The organism is Noviherbaspirillum sp. UKPF54 (assembly GCF_007874125.1).
In the GTDB taxonomy this organism is placed as follows: Bacteria; Pseudomonadota; Gammaproteobacteria; order Burkholderiales; family Burkholderiaceae_D; genus Noviherbaspirillum.
In genome coordinates this window covers 178,135-197,400 of sequence record NZ_CP040128.1, presented here as the reverse complement: position 1 = coordinate 197,400, position 19,266 = coordinate 178,135, and the positions used below count along the sequence as shown (strand labels likewise).

The 19,266-nt window shown below is 62.3% G+C and carries 19 protein-coding genes and 1 tRNA gene; 10 read left to right on the top strand and 10 right to left on the bottom strand.

Translation table 11 applies throughout. The features are described from left to right. Positions 1–76: 76 nt before the first annotated feature. Complete coding sequence (locus tag FAY22_RS00915; protein ID WP_146328490.1) at positions 77–1,603, bottom strand: acetyl-CoA hydrolase/transferase family protein; 1,527 nt, start codon at positions 1,601–1,603, stop codon at positions 77–79. Between the two features lie 133 nt (positions 1,604–1,736). On the opposite strand from FAY22_RS00915, the gene hpaR reads away from it, so the two are divergent. Next, positions 1,737–2,300: a homoprotocatechuate degradation operon regulator HpaR gene (gene hpaR / locus FAY22_RS00910; RefSeq protein WP_146328489.1), complete on the top strand. Its 564-nt coding sequence runs from the start codon at positions 1,737–1,739 to the stop codon at positions 2,298–2,300. Positions 2,301–2,403: 103 nt separating this feature from the next. Here the strand turns inward: hpaR and FAY22_RS00905 are convergent. The 3 genes from FAY22_RS00905 to pepN form a co-directional block, all read right to left on the bottom strand. After that, positions 2,404–2,479: transfer RNA gene (locus FAY22_RS00905), tRNA-Thr, on the bottom strand. Between the two features lie 164 nt (positions 2,480–2,643). After that, positions 2,644–3,645, bottom strand: a complete 1,002-nt coding sequence (locus FAY22_RS00900; protein ID WP_146328488.1) for a class 1 fructose-bisphosphatase — start codon at positions 3,643–3,645, stop codon at positions 2,644–2,646. A 24-nt stretch (positions 3,646–3,669) separates the two neighbouring features. Next, positions 3,670–6,339: an aminopeptidase N gene (pepN, locus tag FAY22_RS00895; RefSeq protein WP_146328487.1), complete on the bottom strand. Its 2,670-nt coding sequence runs from the start codon at positions 6,337–6,339 to the stop codon at positions 3,670–3,672. 216 nt (positions 6,340–6,555) lie between these two features. On the opposite strand from pepN, the gene FAY22_RS00890 reads away from it, so the two are divergent. Further along, the gene (locus FAY22_RS00890; protein ID WP_146328486.1) at positions 6,556–7,194 is read left to right on the top strand and encodes a DUF4136 domain-containing protein; all 639 of its coding nucleotides are present in this window, start codon (positions 6,556–6,558) and stop codon (positions 7,192–7,194) included. Between the two features lie 46 nt (positions 7,195–7,240). Here the strand turns inward: FAY22_RS00890 and FAY22_RS21885 are convergent, their stop codons facing one another. From FAY22_RS21885 to FAY22_RS00865, 6 genes are read right to left on the bottom strand one after another with little or no spacing between them, the layout of a single operon-like run. Further along, complete coding sequence (locus FAY22_RS21885; RefSeq protein WP_168204714.1) at positions 7,241–7,396, bottom strand: hypothetical protein; 156 nt, start codon at positions 7,394–7,396, stop codon at positions 7,241–7,243. Positions 7,397–7,403: 7 nt separating this feature from the next. After that, entirely contained in the window at positions 7,404–8,378 is a 975-nt protein-coding gene (locus FAY22_RS00885; RefSeq protein WP_146328485.1) for a quinone oxidoreductase, read from the bottom strand. Positions 8,379–8,388: 10 nt separating this feature from the next. Continuing rightward, complete coding sequence (locus tag FAY22_RS00880) at positions 8,389–8,778, bottom strand: methylglyoxal synthase (RefSeq protein ID WP_040039945.1); 390 nt, start codon at positions 8,776–8,778, stop codon at positions 8,389–8,391. A 27-nt stretch (positions 8,779–8,805) separates the two neighbouring features. After that, a complete protein-coding gene (locus tag FAY22_RS00875) occupies positions 8,806–9,585 on the bottom strand; it encodes an SDR family oxidoreductase (RefSeq protein WP_146328484.1) in 780 nt (259 codons plus the stop codon). A 9-nt stretch (positions 9,586–9,594) separates the two neighbouring features. Beyond that, positions 9,595–10,518 (bottom strand): DMT family transporter, encoded by a 924-nt coding sequence (locus FAY22_RS00870; RefSeq protein WP_146328483.1) that lies wholly within the window; start codon positions 10,516–10,518, stop codon positions 9,595–9,597. A 60-nt stretch (positions 10,519–10,578) separates the two neighbouring features. Continuing rightward, positions 10,579–12,111, bottom strand: coding sequence for a helicase HerA-like C-terminal domain-containing protein (locus tag FAY22_RS00865; protein ID WP_146328482.1), 1,533 nt, complete (start codon positions 12,109–12,111; stop codon positions 10,579–10,581). 157 nt (positions 12,112–12,268) lie between these two features. On the opposite strand from FAY22_RS00865, the gene FAY22_RS00860 reads away from it, so the two are divergent. From FAY22_RS00860 to rng, 8 genes are all read left to right on the top strand, one after another. Then, the gene (locus FAY22_RS00860; RefSeq protein ID WP_146328481.1) at positions 12,269–12,994 is read left to right on the top strand and encodes a YebC/PmpR family DNA-binding transcriptional regulator; all 726 of its coding nucleotides are present in this window, start codon (positions 12,269–12,271) and stop codon (positions 12,992–12,994) included. Between the two features lie 92 nt (positions 12,995–13,086). Beyond that, positions 13,087–14,364, top strand: coding sequence for a phosphoribosylamine--glycine ligase (purD, locus tag FAY22_RS00855; RefSeq protein WP_146328480.1), 1,278 nt, complete (start codon positions 13,087–13,089; stop codon positions 14,362–14,364). Between the two features lie 82 nt (positions 14,365–14,446). Further along, complete coding sequence (gene hemF, locus FAY22_RS00850) at positions 14,447–15,382, top strand: oxygen-dependent coproporphyrinogen oxidase (protein ID WP_146328479.1); 936 nt, start codon at positions 14,447–14,449, stop codon at positions 15,380–15,382. Next, the gene (locus FAY22_RS00845) at positions 15,379–16,032 is read left to right on the top strand and encodes a nicotinate-nucleotide adenylyltransferase (protein ID WP_371417329.1); all 654 of its coding nucleotides are present in this window, start codon (positions 15,379–15,381) and stop codon (positions 16,030–16,032) included. The genes hemF and FAY22_RS00845 overlap by 4 nt, the downstream gene beginning before the upstream one ends. Continuing rightward, a complete protein-coding gene (gene rsfS / locus FAY22_RS00840) occupies positions 16,032–16,697 on the top strand; it encodes a ribosome silencing factor (protein ID WP_146328478.1) in 666 nt (221 codons plus the stop codon). The genes FAY22_RS00845 and rsfS overlap by 1 nt, the downstream gene beginning before the upstream one ends. A gap of 9 nt (positions 16,698–16,706) precedes the next feature. Beyond that, positions 16,707–17,177, top strand: a complete 471-nt coding sequence (gene rlmH, locus FAY22_RS00835; protein WP_146328477.1) for a 23S rRNA (pseudouridine(1915)-N(3))-methyltransferase RlmH — start codon at positions 16,707–16,709, stop codon at positions 17,175–17,177. Then, on the top strand, positions 17,178–17,798 hold the full coding sequence (locus FAY22_RS00830; protein WP_146328476.1) for a nucleoside triphosphate pyrophosphatase: 621 nt from the start codon (positions 17,178–17,180) through the stop codon (positions 17,796–17,798). It begins immediately after the preceding gene. After that, a complete protein-coding gene (gene rng, locus FAY22_RS00825) occupies positions 17,795–19,258 on the top strand; it encodes a ribonuclease G (RefSeq protein WP_146328475.1) in 1,464 nt (487 codons plus the stop codon). The genes FAY22_RS00830 and rng overlap by 4 nt, the downstream gene beginning before the upstream one ends. Positions 19,259–19,266: the final 8 nt, after the last annotated feature.

The following is a 19,266-nucleotide window of genomic DNA, read 5'->3' as shown; positions in this document are numbered from 1 at the left end:
TAATCAAAGCATCTCCGCCCGCGCCGGTCTTTCCGCATGAAAAACCGGCGCGCTACGCAGCCACAACGAAAACAGGTCAGGCGCGCAGGCGCGTCTCCTCGACCGGCAACAGCATCGAGCCCGTGTCGCGGTAGCGCACGTGCCAGGAAAATGCTTCTTCCAGCACGTGCGGCGTCTGCCCGCCGCGCCGGTTGGCGCGCTCGACATAATCGCGCAGCATCTCGCGGTACGGTTCGGCGACGCAGTTGCCGATGATGGCTTGCGCGCGCTCGCGCGGCGCCAGGCCGCGCAGGTCGGCCAGCCCCACTTCGGTGACCAGGATGTCGACGTCGTGCTCGTTGTGATCGACGTGCGACACCATCGGCACGATGCTCGAAATATCGCCGCCCTTGGCCAGCGACTTGGTCGCGAAGATCGCCATGTACGCATTGCGCGCGAAGTCGCCGGAGCCGCCGATGCCGTTCATCATATGGGTGCCAAGCACGTGGGTCGAGTTCACGTTGCCGTAGATGTCCGCTTCCAGCGCGGTATTGAGCGCAATGATACCCAGGCGACGGATCACTTCCGGATGATTGCTCACCTCCTGCGGACGCAGCACCAGCCGGTCCTTGTAGCGCGCGATGTCGGCGAATACTTCACGGCTCTTTTGCGGCGACAGCGTGATCGACGAGCCGGAGGCGAAATCGAGCTTGCCGGCGTCGAACAGGTCGAAGGTGGAATCCTGCAGCACTTCCGAATACATCGTCAGGTTGTGGAACGGGCTGTCGATGAAACCGGCCAACACCGCGTTGGCGATGGTGCCGATGCCGGCCTGCAGCGGCAACAGGCTGTCGGTCAGACGCCCCTGCTTGACCTCGTTCTTGAAGAAATCGACCAGATGGCCGGCAATCTGCGCCGTTTCCGCATCCGGCGGCAAGATGTTGGAAGAACTGTCGGCCTTTTCGGTAACGACGATGGCGACGATCTTTTCCGGCGGAATTTCGATGGCGGCGGTGCCGACGCGGTCGCGCACGTTCATGATCGGAATCGGCTCGCGCTGCGGACGCCGTTTCGGAATGAAGATATCGTGCAGCCCTTCCAGGTCCGGCGATTGTGTCAGGTTGATTTCGACGATGACCTTGTCGGCCAGGATCGCAAAGCTGGCGCTGTTGCCGACCGACGTGGTCGGCACGATTGCGCCGGTCTCGGTGATGGCGATGGCCTCGATGATGGCCACGTCAATCGGGGCGATCTGCCGGGTGCGCAGCAATTCGACCGTTTCCGACAGATGCTGGTCGACAAACATCACTTCGCCGCGGTTGATCGCCGAGCGCAGCGCCGGATCAGCCTGGAACGGAATGCGTCGCGCCAGCGCACCGGCCTCGGTCAGCGTCTTGTCGATGTCGTTACCAAGCGAAGCACCGGTCATCAATGTGATCTTCAACTGTTCGTGGCGCGCGCGCTCGGCCAGCGCCAGCGGCACGACCTTGGCATCTCCGGCGCGCGTAAAACCGCTCATACCCACCGTCATGCCGTCGCGCACCCAGTGGGCGGCATCGGCTGCGCTGGTCACCTTGTCGCGCAAGGACGGCAAACGGATACGGTCGTGGAAGTTGTCTCGCATTGTGTAACCCTTTTAATAAGTATCTTCGATGGGGGAACAGTGAATTACTCACATATGAGTGATTAGATCACTCATATGTGAGTGAGTCAAGGCAGGTATAATCCCGCTCGACCTCCTTGGCGAAAGGCTTGAGATGGAACACGACGTAAAACATCGGATCAATTACCGCAACTTGCCGCAGCTATTCCTGAAAGCGCGCGAAAGCCTGATGTCGCATTTCCGCCCCATCCTCAATCATTTTGGCGTGACCGAGCAGCAGTGGCGCATCCTGCGCGTGCTCGACGAATACGGGCAGCTCGAACCGCGCGAGCTGTGCGAAATGTGTCAGTTCCTCAGCTCCAGCATGGCTGGCGTGCTGGCGAGGATGGAAGAGATCGGGCTGATCCAGCGCAACCGGGTGGTGGAAGACCAGCGGCGCGTGCTGGTGCGGCTTGCGCCCGAAGGCGACGCCCTCATCAGCAAGATCGCGCCGCTGATCGACTTGCAATACGAGTACATCGAGCAGGCGTTCGGCAAGCGGGCGATCGACGAGCTGTTCAAGGCGCTGGAAGGGTTTATTGCGGCGCAAGGGGATTCGGTCGAGCATGTGAATTTGCCGGCAGCGGACGCCAGCGATCATTCAAGCGACGATTTCCCGGCCCCGGAAGAGTCAGGTCTTGCGGCGCGGGCCGCCATGCGCCGCAAGGCGGGAAAATAAGGGCCGGCCGGTACCGCACGACAGATGATTCAAAAAAAAAACGCCTCGGAAGACCGAGGCGTTTTTCAATGGCGCGCAGCGTTTGAAGGCTGCCTGCCGTATCTGGTGCCGGTGGACGGAATCGAACCGCCGACCTTTTCATTACGAATGAATTGCTCTACCAACTGAGCTACACCGGCACGCTGAGTAATCGCGCTACATCAGCGAAAGCGCGTATTCTATCAAAAAAGTAAGTCGTGTCACTAGGGAGCTTGCATGTCGAGGCGGATTTCGACATGAAATTTGACGGAAAGCCTGGTAAATCGGCCTTCCGCGACTGCCGCAGGCGTCCTTATTCGCGCACTTATTCGTTGTGATAGCTGGTCACGCGCTCGACTTCGCTCCTCGATCCGAGGAACACCGCCACCCGCTCGTGCAGCTTTTGCGGCTGGATGTCGAGGATGCGCTGGCGGCCGTTGGTGGCGGCGCCGCCGGCCTGCTCGACGATGAAGGCCATCGGGTTGGCTTCATACATCAGGCGCAGCTTACCGGGCTTGTCCGGCTCGCGCGCGTCGGCCGGGTACATGAAGACGCCGCCGCGGTTCAGGATGCGGTGCACGTCGGCCACCATCGAGGCGATCCAGCGGGTATTGAAATCCTTGCCGCGCGGTCCGGTCTTGCCGGCCAACAGCTCATCCACATAGCGCTTGACTGGCGGGTACCAGTGGCGGGCATTGGAGGCGTTGATCGCGTATTCCTTGGTCTCGGCGGGAATTGCCATGTCGCGCTGCGTGAGCACCCAGGACCCCATCTCGCGGTCGAGCGTGAAGCAATTCACGCCGTTGCCGGTGGTGAGCACCAGCACGGTCTGCGGACCGTAGACGGCGTAGCCGGCGGCGACCTGCTTGCTGCCGCACTGCAGGAAATCCTGCTCGCTCGGGTTGGTCATGCCTTCCGGCGCTTTCAGCACCGAGAAGATGGTGCCGATCGAGACGTTCACATCGATGTTGGACGAGCCGTCGAGCGGATCGAACAGCAGCAGGTATTCGCCCTTCGGATAACGGTGCGGGATCGGGTGGATGCCTTCCATTTCCTCGGAAGCCATCGCCGCCAGGTGGCCGCCCCACTCGTTGGCTTCGAGCAGCATTTCATTCGACAGGATGTCGAGCTTCTTCTGCACTTCGCCCTGCACGTTTTCGCTGCCGGCGCTGCCCAGCACTTCGCCCAACGCGCCCTTGCCGACGGCGTGGCTGATGGTTTTGCAGGCGCGTGCGACCACTTCGATCAACAGGCGCAGCTCGGCCGGGATGCTGTTATTGGTGCGCTGCTCTTCAACAAGGTACTGCGTGAGGCTGATCCGTTTCATAGGCATTTCCAGAATCAAGAATGGTTAATTGGCGAGGGATTTGGTGATCACTTCCAGCACGTCTTTCGACAGCGACTTGGTGGCGGCGACGCGCCTCAATGCGGCTTGCATCTTTTCCTGCAAGGCTGGCGCGTATTTGCGCCAGCGGTCGAGGCTGCGCGCCAGGCGCGCGGCGACCTGCGGATTGATTGCATTGAGCGCGATGACCTGGTCGGCCCAGAATTCGTAGCCGCTGCCGTCGACTGCATGGAATTGCGCCGGGTTGCCGTTGCAGAAGCTGAAGATCAGGCTGCGCGCGCGATTGGGGTTTTTCAGGGTGAAGGCCGGGTGCTGCATCAGCGCGCGCACCTTGGCCACGTCAGTGGTGCGCGCCATTGCCTGCAGCGCGAACCACTTGTCGATCACCAGCGCTTCCTGCTCGAAATCGGCATAGAAGCGCGCCAGCGCTTCGTCCTTGCCGGCGGCGCTGCTGTTGACCAGGGCCGACAACGCAGCGATGCGGTCGGTCATGTTATTCGCCTGGTCACACTGGCTTTGCGCCAGCAGGTGGCCCTGCGGCTCATCGAGCTCCACGAGGTAGGACAGCGCGAGATTTTTCAGGGCGCGCTTGCCGGCCGACGCCGCGTCCGGGCTGTACGCGCCGGGCGTACGATTCGCCTGGTAAGCCACTTCCCACTCGACCCGCATGGCCGCTGCCAGCGCGCGGCGCATGAACTGGCGCACCGCGTGGATCGCGTGCGGGTCGACCACGTCCATCTGCTCGGCGACGACCGTCTCGGACGGCAGCGTCAGGGCCAGTTCGCAGAATGCCGGATCGAGCGTGCGGTCGGCCAGGATCTTGCGATAGGCCTTGCCCAGCGCCGTTTCCTGCAGCTCAGAATCGGACAAGGCATGATCTTTCTGCACTGCCTCGGCCAGCGCCAGCAGGCGGCGCATCGCCAGGCGCTGACCGGCTTCCCAGCGGTTGAACGGGTCGCTGTCGTGCGCCATCAGGAACGCCAGCTCGGCGTCGGAGTAGTCGATCTCGAGCACGACCGGCGCGGAAAAGCCGCGCAGGATCGACGGCACCGGATGCTCCGGCACGTTGCAAAATTCGAAGCTCTGGCGCTGCTGCGTCAGCTCCAGCACCATCGTCGTCGGCGCGAGGCCATCGATCTCGACGCCGTCCAAATGCAGCGGCAAGTCGCGCCCGTTACCGTCAATCAAAGCGACCGCGACCGGGATATGGAAGGGTTGCTTGGCCGGCTGCCCCGGCGTCGGCGGGCAGGATTGCGTGAGCGTGACGGCATAGGTCTTGGCGACTTCGTCGTAGTGCGTATCGACCTTCAGGTGCGGCGTGCCGGACTGGCAGTACCACAGCTCGAACTGCGACAGGTCGCGCCCGTTGGCGTCACCCATTGCGCGGCGGAAATCGTCGCACTCGACCGCGCAGCCGTCATGGCGCTGGAAGTACAGGTCCATGCCCTTGCGGAAGCCCTCGCGGCCGAACAGGGTCTGGTACATGCGCACCACTTCCGCGCCTTTTTCGTAGACGGTGACGGTATAGAAGTTGTTGATTTCGACGTAGGAGTCGGGCCGCACCGGATGCGCCATCGGGCCGGCGTCTTCCGGGAACTGCGCCTGGCGCAACACGCGCACGTCCTCGATGCGCTTGACCGCGCGCCCGCTGTCGGTGCCGATCATGTCGGCTGAAAACTCCTGGTCGCGGAAAACGGTCAGGCCTTCCTTCAGCGACAGCTGGAACCAGTCGCGGCAGGTGACGCGGTTGCCGGTCCAGTTATGGAAATATTCGTGGCCGACCACCGATTCGATGTTCGCGTAGTCGGTGTCGGTGGCGATGCGCGGGTTGGCCAGCACATACTTGGTGTTGAAGATGTTCAAGCCCTTGTTTTCCATCGCGCCCATGTTGAAGTCGCCGACGGCGACGATCATGAAGCGGTCGAGGTCGAGCTCCAGGCCGAAACGCTCCTCGTCCCAGCGGATACTGCGCTTGAGCGAATCCATCGCGTGCTGGGTCTTGTCGAGATTGCCCTCTTCCACCCAGACCTGCAGCAGCACTTCGCGTCCGGACTGCAGCGTGTATTTTTCCTCCTGACACACCAGCTTGCCGGCCACCAGCGCGAACAGGTAGGACGGTTTCTTGAACGGGTCTTCCCACACAGCGTAATGACGGCCGTCGCCCAAGTCGCCCTGCTCGACCAGATTGCCGTTGGACAGCAGGACCGGATACTTTTCCTTGTCAGCACGCAACATCACCTTGTACTTCGCCATGACGTCGGGGCGGTCGGGGAAATAGGTGATCTTGCGGAAGCCTTCGGCTTCGCATTGCGTGAAGAAATTACCGTCGGATACGTACAAGCCCATCAGCGAAGTATTCATGCTCGGATGGGTAACGGTTTCGATTTCGAGCGTGACCCGGTCGGGCGGATTGTGGATCTCCAGAGTGCCCTGACCCAGCGTGTAGGCGCGCTTGCTGAGCGCCTTGCCGTTCATCCGCAGCTGTACCAGGCGCAAGGCCTCGCCGTACAGCACCAGGCTCTTGCCCTTGCCGGCGTGGTTGCGCGTCAGGGTCATGCGGGTGGCGACGTGGGTCGCTTCCGGATCGAGGTCGAAGCCCATTTCAACCGTCTCGACCCAGAAGGCGGGCGGCGTGTAGTCCTTGCGATAAATGGTCAGGGGAGTATCGGTACGCATGGCGAGGTCCGTAAATCGGAGGATAATGTGGCGCAAACCCGCATTTTACCAACCTATGGTAGGGGAGCCTATTCCGGCGAATTCGACATTTGCGCTTTTCGTGATGGCGGCGCGCCGAGGAGCATTCCGGCACTTCCCTCGCGGTTACAAATACTTACGCACTTAATTTGCATCTGACTTATGCTGAAATCCGGGATGCCGAGCTGGAGAGAAGGTATGAAACGTTGGCTGATCGCCGCCTGCCTGGTCGCGTCGGGCTTGCTGCTGGGCGGCTGCGCCACGAACACGATCAAGAGCGATGTCACGGCATTCCATGAATGGCCGGCGCAGCTGCAGGACAAATCCTATGTCTTCGAACGCACCAGGGACCAGGACAACAACCTGGAATACCGCAGCTACGAAAACCTGGTGCGCGCCGAACTGAACCGGCTCGGCTTCACAGAGGCGAACACGGCGCATCCGCCCAAGCTGAAGGTGATGCTCAGTTACGGCATCAGGGTGCGTGACGTGCACGAGGTATACCCGGTGGTAGTCAATCCCTATCCGGCGCCCATCGTCAACCCGTATTGGTACGGGCCGGCCTGGCGCGGCTACTACAGCCCGTTCTACGACCCGTTCTGGTACGGACCGCCGGTCGTCGAGCGGCGCGAAGAGAATTACCAGCTGTACACGCGCCAGTTGCGCGTCGTGATGGCGCAGGTAGCCGACGGCAAGAAGCTGTATGAAACGACGGTGGTCAGCGAAGGGCGCAACGGCTCGCTGGCAGCCGTGATGCCGTACATGGTGAAAAGCGCCTTTGCCGATTTCCCCGGCAAGAGCGGCGTGCCGCATCGGGTGGAATTGAAGATGCAGTGATCTATCTTCGTCCGCCTCAGCTCAGGCCCCAGACGAAGATAGCCCCTTACATATACATCGCTTCCGAAATGAAGGTGATCGCGACGATCACCAGCACCGCGCACAACAGCACGACGAGCAGCCGGCCGAACTTCGGGCTGTCGTCGCTCCCGGACGGCTGCTCGGCCGGATGGCGCATCGGATTGTCGTCAGGTCGTTCCACTATCGGCTCACGGAATCAGGATGGTCGAGCCGGTCGTCTTGCGCGCTTCCAGATCGCGGTGCGCCTGCGCCGCGTCCTGCAAGGCATAACGCTGGTTGATGTCGATCTTGACCTTGCCGCTGACCACCATGCTGAACAAATCGGCCGCCATCGCGTCCAGGTCTTCGCGCTTGGCGATATAGTTGAACAGCGACGGCCGGGTAATGAACAGCGAGCCGCGCGAGGCCAGTTCATTCAACGAAAACGGCGGCACCGGGCCCGACGCGGCGCCGAAGCTGACCATCATGCCTAGGGGCGCCAGGCAATCGAGCGAGCCGGTGAAGGTATCCTTGCCGATCGAGTCGTACACCACCGGCACGCCACGGCCTGCGGTGATTTCCTTGACGCGCTCGACGAAGTTTTCCTTGTTGTAGTTGATCGTGTGGGTACAGCCGTGCGCCCTGGCCAGTTCCGCCTTTTCGTCGGAGCCGACGGTGCCGATCATGGTCACGCCCAACGCCTTTGCCCACTGGCAAGCGATCAGGCCGACCCCGCCGGCGGCCGCATGGAACAGGATGGTTTCGCCGCCCTTTAGCGGGAAAGTACGGCGGAACAGGTATTGCACGGTCAAGCCCTGCAGCATCATCGCGGCGGCCGTCTCGAAATCGATCTCGTCGGGCAGCTTGACCAGCACCGCGGCCGGCATCACGCGCGCCTGCGCATACGCACCGGGCGGACGGCCCGCGTAGGCAACCCGGTCGCCCGGCTTGACGTGCGTGACACCCGGACCGACCGCTTCCACCGTGCCGGCGCCCTCCATGCCCAGGCCGGCCGGCAGCGGCTGCGGGTAGGCGCCGGTACGGAAGTACACGTCGATGTAATTCAGGCCGCAAGCGGCCTGGCGCACGCGCGCTTCGCCGGGACCGGGCTCGCCGACCTCGACATCGACATATTCCATCACTTCGGGACCGCCGGCGGCGGACATGCGGATTGCCTTCGTCATTATTCTTCCTTTATGAATGATGATGGTGATGGGGAACCATTTGCGCCAGCAGCAGCTTGGCCGACACGACATTGGTGGCGCACGGCACGTTGTGCACGTCGCAAGCACGCACCAGCGCGTTGACATCGGGTTCGTGCGGATGCGCGGTCATCGGGTCACGCAGGAAGATCACGCAATCGATCTTGCCATCGACCAATTCGGCGCCAATCTGCAAGTCGCCGCCGTAGGGTCCGGACAGCTTGCGCTCTACAGTCAGACCAACTTCGTCGGCCAGTCGCTTGCCGGTGGTGCCGGTGGCGACCAGGAGGCACTGGCGCAGCAGGTCCGCATACTCGGACGCGAGTTCCACCATGTCGTCCTTCTTCTGATCGTGAGCGATCAATGCGATGCGTTTTTTCACGGTGACTCCGTTTCGCTAAAAGATGTTCTAGAACGTGCCTGGATAGTTGCCGCCGTCGAGCAGCACGTTCTGGCCAGTCATGTAACCGGCATGCACGCTGCACAGGAATGCGCAGACTGCGCCGAATTCGGCCGGCGTGCCGAAACGCTGCGCCGGGATCTGCATGCGTCGTGCCTCGAACGCTTCTTCCACGGACTTGCCGGCGGCGACCGCCGCCCCGCCCAGCGTCTTTTTCAGCCGATCGGTGTCGAACTGGCCCGGCAGCAGGTTATTGATCGTAACGTTGTGGGCGACGGTCTTGCGCGCCAGCCCGGCCACGAAACCGGTCAGCCCGGAGCGCGCGCCATTGGACAATCCGAGTATGTCGATCGGCGCCTTCACTGCGCTGGACGTGATGTTGACGATCCGCCCGAAGCGGCGCGTCATCATGCCGTCGACGGTGGCCTTGATCAGCTCGATCGGTGTCAGCATGTTGGCGTCCAGCGCCGCGATCCAGTCGTCGCGCGTCCAGCTGCGGAAATCCCCTGGCGGCGGGCCGCCGGCATTGGTCACCAGAATGTCGGGGGCCGGGCAAGCAGCAAGCGCCAGCGCGCGGCCTTCGGCGGTGGTGATGTCGCAGGCTACCGCCGTCACCGTCACCCCGCTCTGGCCGCGGATCTCGGCAGCCGTGCGCTCCAGCACATCGGCCGTGCGCGCCACCAGCGTCACGTTGACGCCCTCGCCCGCCAGCGCTTCCGCGCAGCCGCGCCCCAATCCCTTGCTGGCGCCGCATACCAGCGCCTGTTTGCCGCGTAGCCCGAAATCCATGCTATTCCCTTACGCTTTTTTTCTTGAAACCAGATAAATCCCGACCAGCACCAGCGCAGTGCCAGCCAGCTGGATGCCCGTCACCGGTTCGTCCAGGATCACCGCGCCCATGAACAGGGTCGACACCGGGCCGATCATGCCCGCCTGCGAAGCGGACGCCGCGCCGATGCGCGCGACCGCAACCATGGTCAGGAAGACTGGCAACACGGTGCACAGCACCGCATTCAACAGCGACAATCCGTAAACCGGCATCGGCTGCACCAGCATCGAGCTTGGCCGCAACAGGAAGAATTGCAAGATACATGCCGCGCTCGATGCGCACATCGCATAGGCAACCAGACGTATCGCTCCGACGCGCCGCACCAGCGCCCCCGACAACAGCAGGTAGACCGCATACGAAATCGCGCTGCCGAGGACGAGCACGCCGCCGAGCATCACATTCGAGCCGCCGAAGCGCACATCGTGCAGGAACACCAGCACCGTGCCGAGATAGGCCACGCCCAGCGCGACCCACTCCAGCATGGTAATTTTTTTCTTCAGGAAGGCAAACGAAATCAGCAGCACGAAGGACGGCGTCAGAAACAGGATCAGCCGTTCCAGTCCGGCGGAGATATATTGCAAGCCAAGAAAGTCCAGGAAGCTGGACAGGTAGTAGCCGAGCAAGCCCAGCAAAATGACTTTGCCGATATCCGACATCTCCAGCGCCGGTTCGGAACGCGCCTTCCATAATGCAACCGCCGCAAAGAACGGCAACGAAAACAGCATGCGGAATGCGATCAGGGTGACGGCGTCGACGTGGTAGCGGTAGATCAGCTTGGCGACGATCGCCTTGGCGGAAAACAGGATAGCGCCGGCAATCGCGATCGCCAGTCCTGACAGATAAGCTTGACGGGAAAAAGCAGGCTGGACGGGAGCAGTGGTCGTTGAAGTCATGCAGCGATTTTACGCCGCGAATGATTTTCCGGCAGAACGGGACCGAGCCGCCCCGCCTTCCTACTTTTTCAGCAGCGAACCGAGCACGCCGCGGATGATTTCACGCCCGACTTGCGAGCCGATCGAGCGCGCGGCCGACTTGACCATCGCCTCCACCATCGTGTCCTTGCGCCGGCCCACGCCGCTGCCACCGAACAATCCCCCCATCATGTCGCGCACCGAGTCGCCGAACGACGGCCCGCTTTCCTGCGGCGCGCTGTCGGCGCCGCCGGCCGGCCTGGCTGCCGGCGCCTCTTGCCTGGCCGTAGCCTGGGCGGCAACGCGCCCCTTCAGCTTTTCGTACGCCGAATCGCGGTCGACCACCTTTTCATACACGCCGGCAACGATGGAATTGGCGATGATTTCGCTGCGCTCCGCTGCCGAAACAGGCCCGATCTGCGAGGCCGGCGGCACGATGTAGGCGCGCTCGACCATGTCGGGCCGGCCCTTTTCGTCGAGAAATGAGATCAAGGCCTCGCCCACGCCCAGCTCGGTGATGACTTGCGCTGTGTCGAGCTGCGGGTTGGGGCGGAACGTCTCGGCCGCTGCCTGCACCGCCTTCTGGTCGCGCGGCGTATAGGCGCGCAGCGCATGCTGCACCCGGTTGCCAAGCTGGCCAAGCACCGTGTCGGGAATATCGAGCGGATTTTGCGTGACGAAATACACGCCGACGCCCTTCGAGCGGATCAGGCGCACCACCTGCTCGATCTTTTGCAGCAGGGGCTTGGGCGCTTCGTTAAACAGCAGGTGCGCCTCGTCGAAGAAGAACACCAGCTTGGGCTTGTCGACGTCGCCCACCTCGGGCAGGTGCTCGAACAGCTCGGCCAGCATCCACAGCAGGAAAATCGCGTACAGGCGCGGCGAATTGAGCAGCTTGTCGGCGGCCAGAATATTGATCATGCCGCGGCCGTTGCCGTCGGTTTGCATGAAATCGTCGATATTCAACATCGGTTCGCCGAAGAAGCGGTCGCCGCCCTGCTCCTCGATCGCGATCAGGCCGCGCTGGATGGCGCCGATGCTGGCGGCGGAAATATTGCCGTATTCGGCCTGCAGCTCGCCGGCGTGCTCGGCCACGTGCTGCAGCATCGCACGCAAGTCCTTCATGTCCAGCAGCAGCAAGCCATGGTCGTCGGCCACCTTGAAGACCAGCTGCAGCACGCCTTGCTGCACCTCGTTCAGGTTCAGCATGCGCGACAACAAAAGCGGGCCGAGATCGGAAATCGTCGCGCGCACCGGATGACCCTGCTCGCCGAACACGTCCCAGAACGTCACCGGGCAGCCCGACCAGGCCGGCTCGTCAAGCTTGAGCAAAGCGAGCCGCTCCCGGATCTTCGGCGTGGCCGAGCCTGGTTTTGCCAAACCGGAAAGATCGCCCTTGACGTCGGCCATGAACACCGGCACGCCGATATCCGACAGCGCCTGCGCCAGCACCTGCAGCGTGACGGTCTTGCCCGTGCCGGTGGCGCCGGTGATGCAACCGTGGCGATTGGCGAGATTGGGCAGCAGAGCCAGTTCCCTGGCCTGGTTCTTGGCGATCAGTAGTGGGTTCGACATTGTTGTAAGTGCTTCCTGGCAGATTTTGGGTGGGGGCGATATGCTAAAATTGTAGATTGCTTTTCGGCCGGGCAGTCACTTATTTTGAGTCAAATTGTTAACTCGAAATCAGCATTCCCTGCCCAACTCCTCCTTCTATTTCCAAGAAAGTTTTGCCATGGCTGGACACAGTAAATGGGCCAATATCAAGCATAAAAAAGCCGCGACCGATGCCAAGCGCGGCAAGATCTGGACGCGCCTGATCAAGGAAATCACGGTGGCGGCCCGCATGGGTGGGGGCGACATGACCAGCAACCCGCGCCTGCGCCTGGCGGTGGACAAGGCGGCCGACGCCAACATGCCCAAGGATAACGTGCAGCGCGCGATCCAGCGCGGCACCGGCGGCCTGGAAGGTGTGAACTATGAAGAAATCCGCTACGAGGGCTACGGCATCAACGGCGCCGCAATCATTGTCGATTGCATGACCGACAACCGCGTGCGCACCGTGGCGGAAGTGCGCCATGCGTTTTCCAAGTTCGGCGGCAACATGGGCACCGAGGGTTCGGTCGCCTTCCTGTTCAAGCATTGCGGCCAGCTATATTTTGCGCCGGGCACTAATGAAGACGCGCTGATGGAAGCCGCGCTCGAATCCGGCGCGGAAGACGTGGTCACCGACGAAGAAGGCGGTATCGAAGTCATCACCGCGCCGAACGATTTCTCGGCGGTCAAGGATGCGCTGGAAAAGGCTGGCTTCAAGGCCGAGGTGGCGGAAATCGTGATGAAGCCGTCGACCGAAACCGTGTTTACCGGCGACGATGCCGCCAAGATGCAGAAATTGCTCGACGCGCTGGAAAACCTTGACGACGTTCAAGAGGTCTATACCAACGCGGTCATCGAAGAGTAACCGTTTTTTGCCTTTCGCTTTACCCGTTTCACAAGTAAATTACAGTGGGGTTGCCGCCGGCACCGCCCCACTTCCAACGAGTAGTTATATCCATGAAAATTCTGGTAGTCGGTTCAGGCGGCCGCGAACATGCCCTGGCTTGGAAACTTGCACAATCCGAGCGGATTCAAATGGTTTATGTGGCACCGGGCAATGGCGGCACGGCGCTCGATGCGCGCCTGCAGAACATCGACATCACGGACCCGACGTGGCTGGCGCAGTTCGCGATCAAGGAAAACATCGCCCTGACCGTGGTCGGCCCGGAAGCGCCGCTGGCCGCCGGCATCGTCAACGTGTTCCGCGAGCATGGCCTGAAAATCTTTGGGCCGACCAGGGAAGCCGCGCAGCTCGAAAGCTCGAAGGATTTCGCGAAAGCGTTCATGAAGCGCCACCGCATCCCGACCGCCGACTATCAGACTTTCACCGACCCGCAAGCCGCCCGCAAGTACATCAACCAAAAAGGCGCACCGATCGTGATCAAGGCCGACGGCCTGGCCGCCGGCAAGGGCGTGGTGGTGGCGATGACGGTCGACGAGGCGCATGCCGCCGTCGAGATGATGTTGTCGGATAATAAACTCGGCAATGCCGGCGCGCGCGTCGTGATCGAGGAATTCTTGGCCGGCGAGGAAGCCAGCTTCATCGTGATGGTTGATGGCAAGAACGTGCTGCCGCTGGCGACCAGCCAGGACCACAAGCGCCTGAAGGACAATGACGAAGGTCCGAATACCGGCGGCATGGGCGCCTACTCGCCGGCACCGATCATCACTCCGTCGCTGCATGCGCGCGTCATGCGCGAAATTATCAACCCGACCGTGCTCGGCATGATGAAGGATGGCGTGCCGTTTTCCGGCTTTTTGTATGCGGGCCTGATGATCGACGCCAAGGGCAATCCGAAGACGCTGGAATTCAACTGCCGCATGGGCGACCCGGAAACGCAGCCGATCATGGCGCGTCTGAAGACCGATCTGGTCGGTGTGATGGAACACGCCGTCAACGGCACGCTCGACCAGGTCGAACTGGAATGGGACCGCCGCACCGCGCTGGGCGTCGTAATGGCGGCGGCCGGCTACCCGGATGCGCCGCGCAAGGGCGACACGATCACCGGCATTCCGGCCGAGACGCCCGATTGCATGACCTTCCACGCCGGCACTACGCTCAACGGCGACAAGCTGGTTACCTCGGGCGGCCGCGTGCTGTGCGTGGTCGGCCTGGGCGACAGCGTGCGCATCGCGCAAAAGCACGCGTATGATGCGGTCGACAAGATTCACTTCGATGGCGCGCAGTTCCGCCGCGACATCGGGTGGCGCGCGCTGAAACGGCACGCGCAGTGATTGCCCCGCCAGGAACCTGGCACTGACGTAAAGTCGAAAAACGATGCGCCTTCTCCCGCCTGCGGGAGAGGGCCGCTCGCCCATGATCGGAACCACCGTGACCACGCCCTCCCCAGCCACTGTCAAAACCTACTTGCTCGACCTGCAATCGCGCATCGTCGATGCCCTCGAACAGATCGATGGCAAATCCTTCATTACCGACCGCTGGGAACGTCCGCAGGGTGCGGGACCGATCGTCGGCGGCGGCATTTCACGCATCCTCGAGGAGGGCAACGTCCTGGAGCGCGCCGGCGTCGGCTTCTCGCACGTTTCCGGCACCAGCCTGCCGCCGACGGCTGCGGCCAACCGCCCCGAGATCGCCGGACGCGATTGGGAAGCGATGGGCGTGTCGCTGGTGCTGCATCCGCGCAACCCGTACGCGCCGACCTCGCACATGAACGTGCGCTTTTTCACCGCCACGGCACCAGGCCAGGAACCGGTGTGGTGGTTCGGCGGCGGCATGGACCTGACGCCGTATTACGGTTTCGAGGAAGATGCGCAACACTTCCACCGGGTCTGCCGCGATGCGCTCGTCCCGTTCGGCGCCGGCCTGCATCCGCGCTTCAAGAAATGGTGCGACGACTATTTCTACCTGAAGCACCGCAAGGAGCCGCGCGGCATCGGCGGCATCTTCTTCGACGACTTCCATGAACTCGGCTTCGATCAAAGCTTTGCCATGATACGCAGCGTCGGCGACCATTTCCTCGATGCCTATCTGCCCTTGCTGCAGCGCCGCAAGGATACGCCCTACGGCGAGCGCGAGCGTGATTTCCAGGCCTACCGGCGCGGGCGCTACGTCGAGTTCAATCTCGTGTTCGACCGCGGCACGCTGTTCGGCCTGCAGTCGGGCGGACGCACCGAGTCGATCCTGATGTCGATGCCGCCCATCGTCAAGTGGCGTTACGACTGGGCGCCGCAACCGGGCACGCCGGAAGCGAAACTGTATTCGGATTTCCTGGTACCGAAGGACTGGGTGTGAGCCGCCGTTGCATCGCTTTATTGGGAGGCAGTTTCGACCCGGTGCATGAGGGCCACGTCGCGCTGGGCAATTATTTCGCCAAACTGCTGTTCCCGGACGAATTGCGCCTCCTCCCCGCCGGCAATCCATGGCAAAAGCAAGGCTTGCAAGCATCGCCCGAGCAGCGCATCGACATGCTCAGGCTGGCGTTCGGCGGCATGTCGGTGCCGGTTGTCATAGACCGCCAGGAAATCGAACGCAGGAGCGCAACGTACACGATCGATACCTTGCGCCAGCTGCGCGCCGATCTTGGCCCGCAAGTCAGCCTAGTGTTCCTGATCGGCGCCGACCAGTTGTTGCAGTTGCATACCTGGAAGGAGTGGGACCACCTGTTCGATTATGCGCATATTTGCGCCGCTTCGCGTCCCGGGTTCGTGCTGGACGAGGCCCATCTTCCCGTGCCGGTCGCCCAGGAATTCGCGCGCCGCGCCGGTACGCCGGAGCAGATCCGCGATTGTGCGCATGGATTGGCCTATGTGGCGACCAATCTGGCGATCAATATTTCCGCCACTGAAATACGTGCCGCGCTCCAACGCGGCGCACAGCCGAATTCGCTCATCCCTCCCGGGGTGCTAGACTATATAAAACAACATCATCTCTATCAAAATTAATGGATATCAAAAAACTGCAAGCCACCGTCATCGATGCCCTGGAAGACGTCAAAGCCCAGGACATCCGCGTCTATGACACGGTCCACCTGACCAGCATGTTCGACCGCCTGGCCATCGCGTCCGGCACCTCGAACCGCCAGACCAAGGCGTTGGCCGCATCGGTGCGCGACAAGGTCAAGGAAAAAGGCGGAGAAATAGTCAGCATCGAAGGCGAAGAGACCGGCGAATGGGTGCTGGTCGACTTGGGCGACATGGTGGTGCACATCATGCAGCCGGCGATCCGCGACTACTATCGCCTCGAAGAGATCTGGGGCGACAAGGAAGTCAAGGTTGGGGCCGCCAAGCGCAAGTCCGCGCGCGCCGCCGAAGAAGGCGAGCAGGAACCCAAGAAGCGATCGCGCCACCTGGCGGCAAGCCAGACTACCCTGGACGACGAGCCGAAGAAGCCGGCGCGCAAGGCGGCTGCCAAGACTGCAGCCAAGACGCCCGCCAGGAAGACCGCCGCCAAGACCGCCGCCGCGAAGGTTCCGACCGGCAAAAAGGTCAAGGTCGCCGCTCCGAAGAGTGCCTCGCCCGCCGCCAAAAAGCCAGCCGCGAAGACTGCAGCCAAAACGGCGGCAAAGCCGGCCGTCAAGCGCGCCCCCAGGACCAAGGCGGCGGAATAAGCCCCCGCCATGCAGTTGGTCATTGCGGCGGTCGGCCACAAGATGCCGGCCTGGATCGAGGCCGGGTTCGGCGAATATACCAAGCGCATGCCGCCGGAATGCCGCATTCAGCTCAAGGAAATCAAGCCGGTCGAGCGCTCCGGCGGCAAGACTGCGGAAACGGTCATGGCTGCCGAACGCACCAGGATCGAAGCGGCCATCCCGAAGGGTTCGCGCGTGATCGCGCTGGACGAGCGCGGCCGCGACCTCACGACGGTCCAGCTGTCACAACACCTGACACATTGGCAACAGGACGGGCGTGATGTTACATTCGTGATCGGCGGCGCGGACGGACTGGATGCGGGATTCAAGGCATCGGCCGACATGCTGGTACGGATTTCCAGCCTGACCCTGCCGCATGGGATGGTGCGGGTGCTGCTCGCCGAGCAGCTGTATCGCGCCTGGTCGATTACGCAAAACCACCCGTATCACCGAGTATAGATGAAACCGGTAGACAACAAGATATACCTTGCTTCCAAAAGCCCGCGGCGGCGCGAACTGCTGCGCCAGATCGGCGTCGAGTTCGAGCTGCTGCTGCTGCGCGACCAGTCGCCGCGCGGCCCCGAAGTCAGCGAGGAAGTCCTGCCGGGCGAAAAGGCCGAAGACTACGTGACGCGCGTCACCCGCGAAAAGGCCGAGTATGCCGCAAAGACCATGCTGTGGCGCCGGCTGCCGCTGCGGCCGATCCTGGCTGCGGACACTACCGTCGTGGTCGATGGCCGGATACTGGGCAAGCCGGCCGACCCGGCTGAAGCGGCGGACATGCTCAAATCGCTGTCCGGGCGTACCCATCAAGTGCTGACCAGCGTAGCGCTGCGCCGTGATGAGGAAACATATCAGTTGACACAGACCTCGCATGTCACTTTCGCGAGCTTGACCGACGACATGCTGGGAGCGTATTGCGCCACGTCGGAGCCGTACGACAAGGCGGGCGGCTACGCCGTGCAGGGCCTGGCCGCCGTATTCATCGAAACCATTGCGGGCAGTTATTCCGGCATCATGGGCCTGCCGTTGCGCGAGACCGCGCAGTTGTTGCAGCAAGCCGGAATACCAGTGCTATGAGCGAAGATATCCTCATCAACATCACCCCCCAGGAAACCCGCGTTGCGCTGATTCTGCAAGGCGCCGTCCAGGAACTTCATATCGAGCGCACGCTGTCGCGCGGGCTGGCCGGCAATATCTACCTCGGCAAGGTGGTGCGCGTGCTGCCCGGCATGCAGTCTGCATTCATCGATATCGGGCTGGAACGCGCCGCCTTCCTGCACGTGGCCGATATCTGGGAAGCGCGCCCGCACGACAATCCGAATGCGGCCGCCGCCCCGATCGAAAAGCTGCTGTACGACGGCCAGGCCGTGATGGTGCAGGTGATCAAGGACCCGATCGGCACCAAGGGCGCGCGCCTGTCGACCCAGATATCGATCGCCGGCCGCATGCTGGTCTACCTGCCGCAGGATTCGCACATCGGCATTTCGCAGCGCATCGAGAACGAAGCCGAGCGCGAGCTATTGCGCGGCAAGGTGCAGAAGCTGCTGCCTCCGGAAGAAAAAGGCGGCTTCATCATCCGAACCATGGCCGAGGACGCTTCGGACGTCGACCTGCAGATGGATGTCGACTACCTGCGCAAGACCTGGGCCACTATCACCCAGCAGGCAAGAACGCGCCCGGCGCCGAACCTGCTGTACCAGGACCTGAACCTGGCGCAGCGCGTGCTGCGCGATTTCGTCAACGACCATACCTCGACCATCCAGATCGATTCGCGCGAAAACTACCAGATGCTGCAGCAGTTCGGCACCAGCTACACGCCATCGGTGCTGGCCAAGCTGGTGCACTACACCGGCGAACGGCCGCTGTTCGACCTGTACGGCGTGGAAGAGGAAATCCAGCGTGCGCTGGGACGGCGCGTCGACCTCAAGTCCGGCGGCTACCTGATCATCGACCAGACCGAGGCGATGACCACCATCGACGTCAACACCGGCAGCTACGTCAACGGCCGCAATTTCGACGACACGATCTTCAAGACCAACCTGGAAGCCGCGCACGCGATCGCGCGCCAGCTGCGCCTGCGTAATCTCGGCGGCATCATCATCCTCGACTTCATCGACATGGAAAGCGCCGAGCACCGCAACGCGGTGCTCGGCGAGCTGAACAAGGCGCTGTCGCGCGACCGCACCAAGATTTCGGTGTCCGGCTTTTCGCAGCTGGGCCTGGTCGAGATGACGAGAAAACGCACGCGCGAGTCGCTCGCCCACATTCTGTGCGAAGTCTGCCCGGCATGCGGCGGCAAGGGCCAGGTCAAGACCGCGCGCACCGTGTGCTATGAAATCCTGCGCGAGCTGCTGCGCGAAGCCAAGCAGTTCAACCCGCGCGAATTCCGCATCCTCGCCTCGCAGGTGGTGGTCGACATGTTCCTGGAAGAGGAATCGCAGCACCTGGCGATGCTGGGCGACTTCATCGGCAAGCCGATTTCGCTGCAGGTGGAAACGGCTTATCACCAGGAGCAGTACGACATTATTTTGATGTGACGAGATAT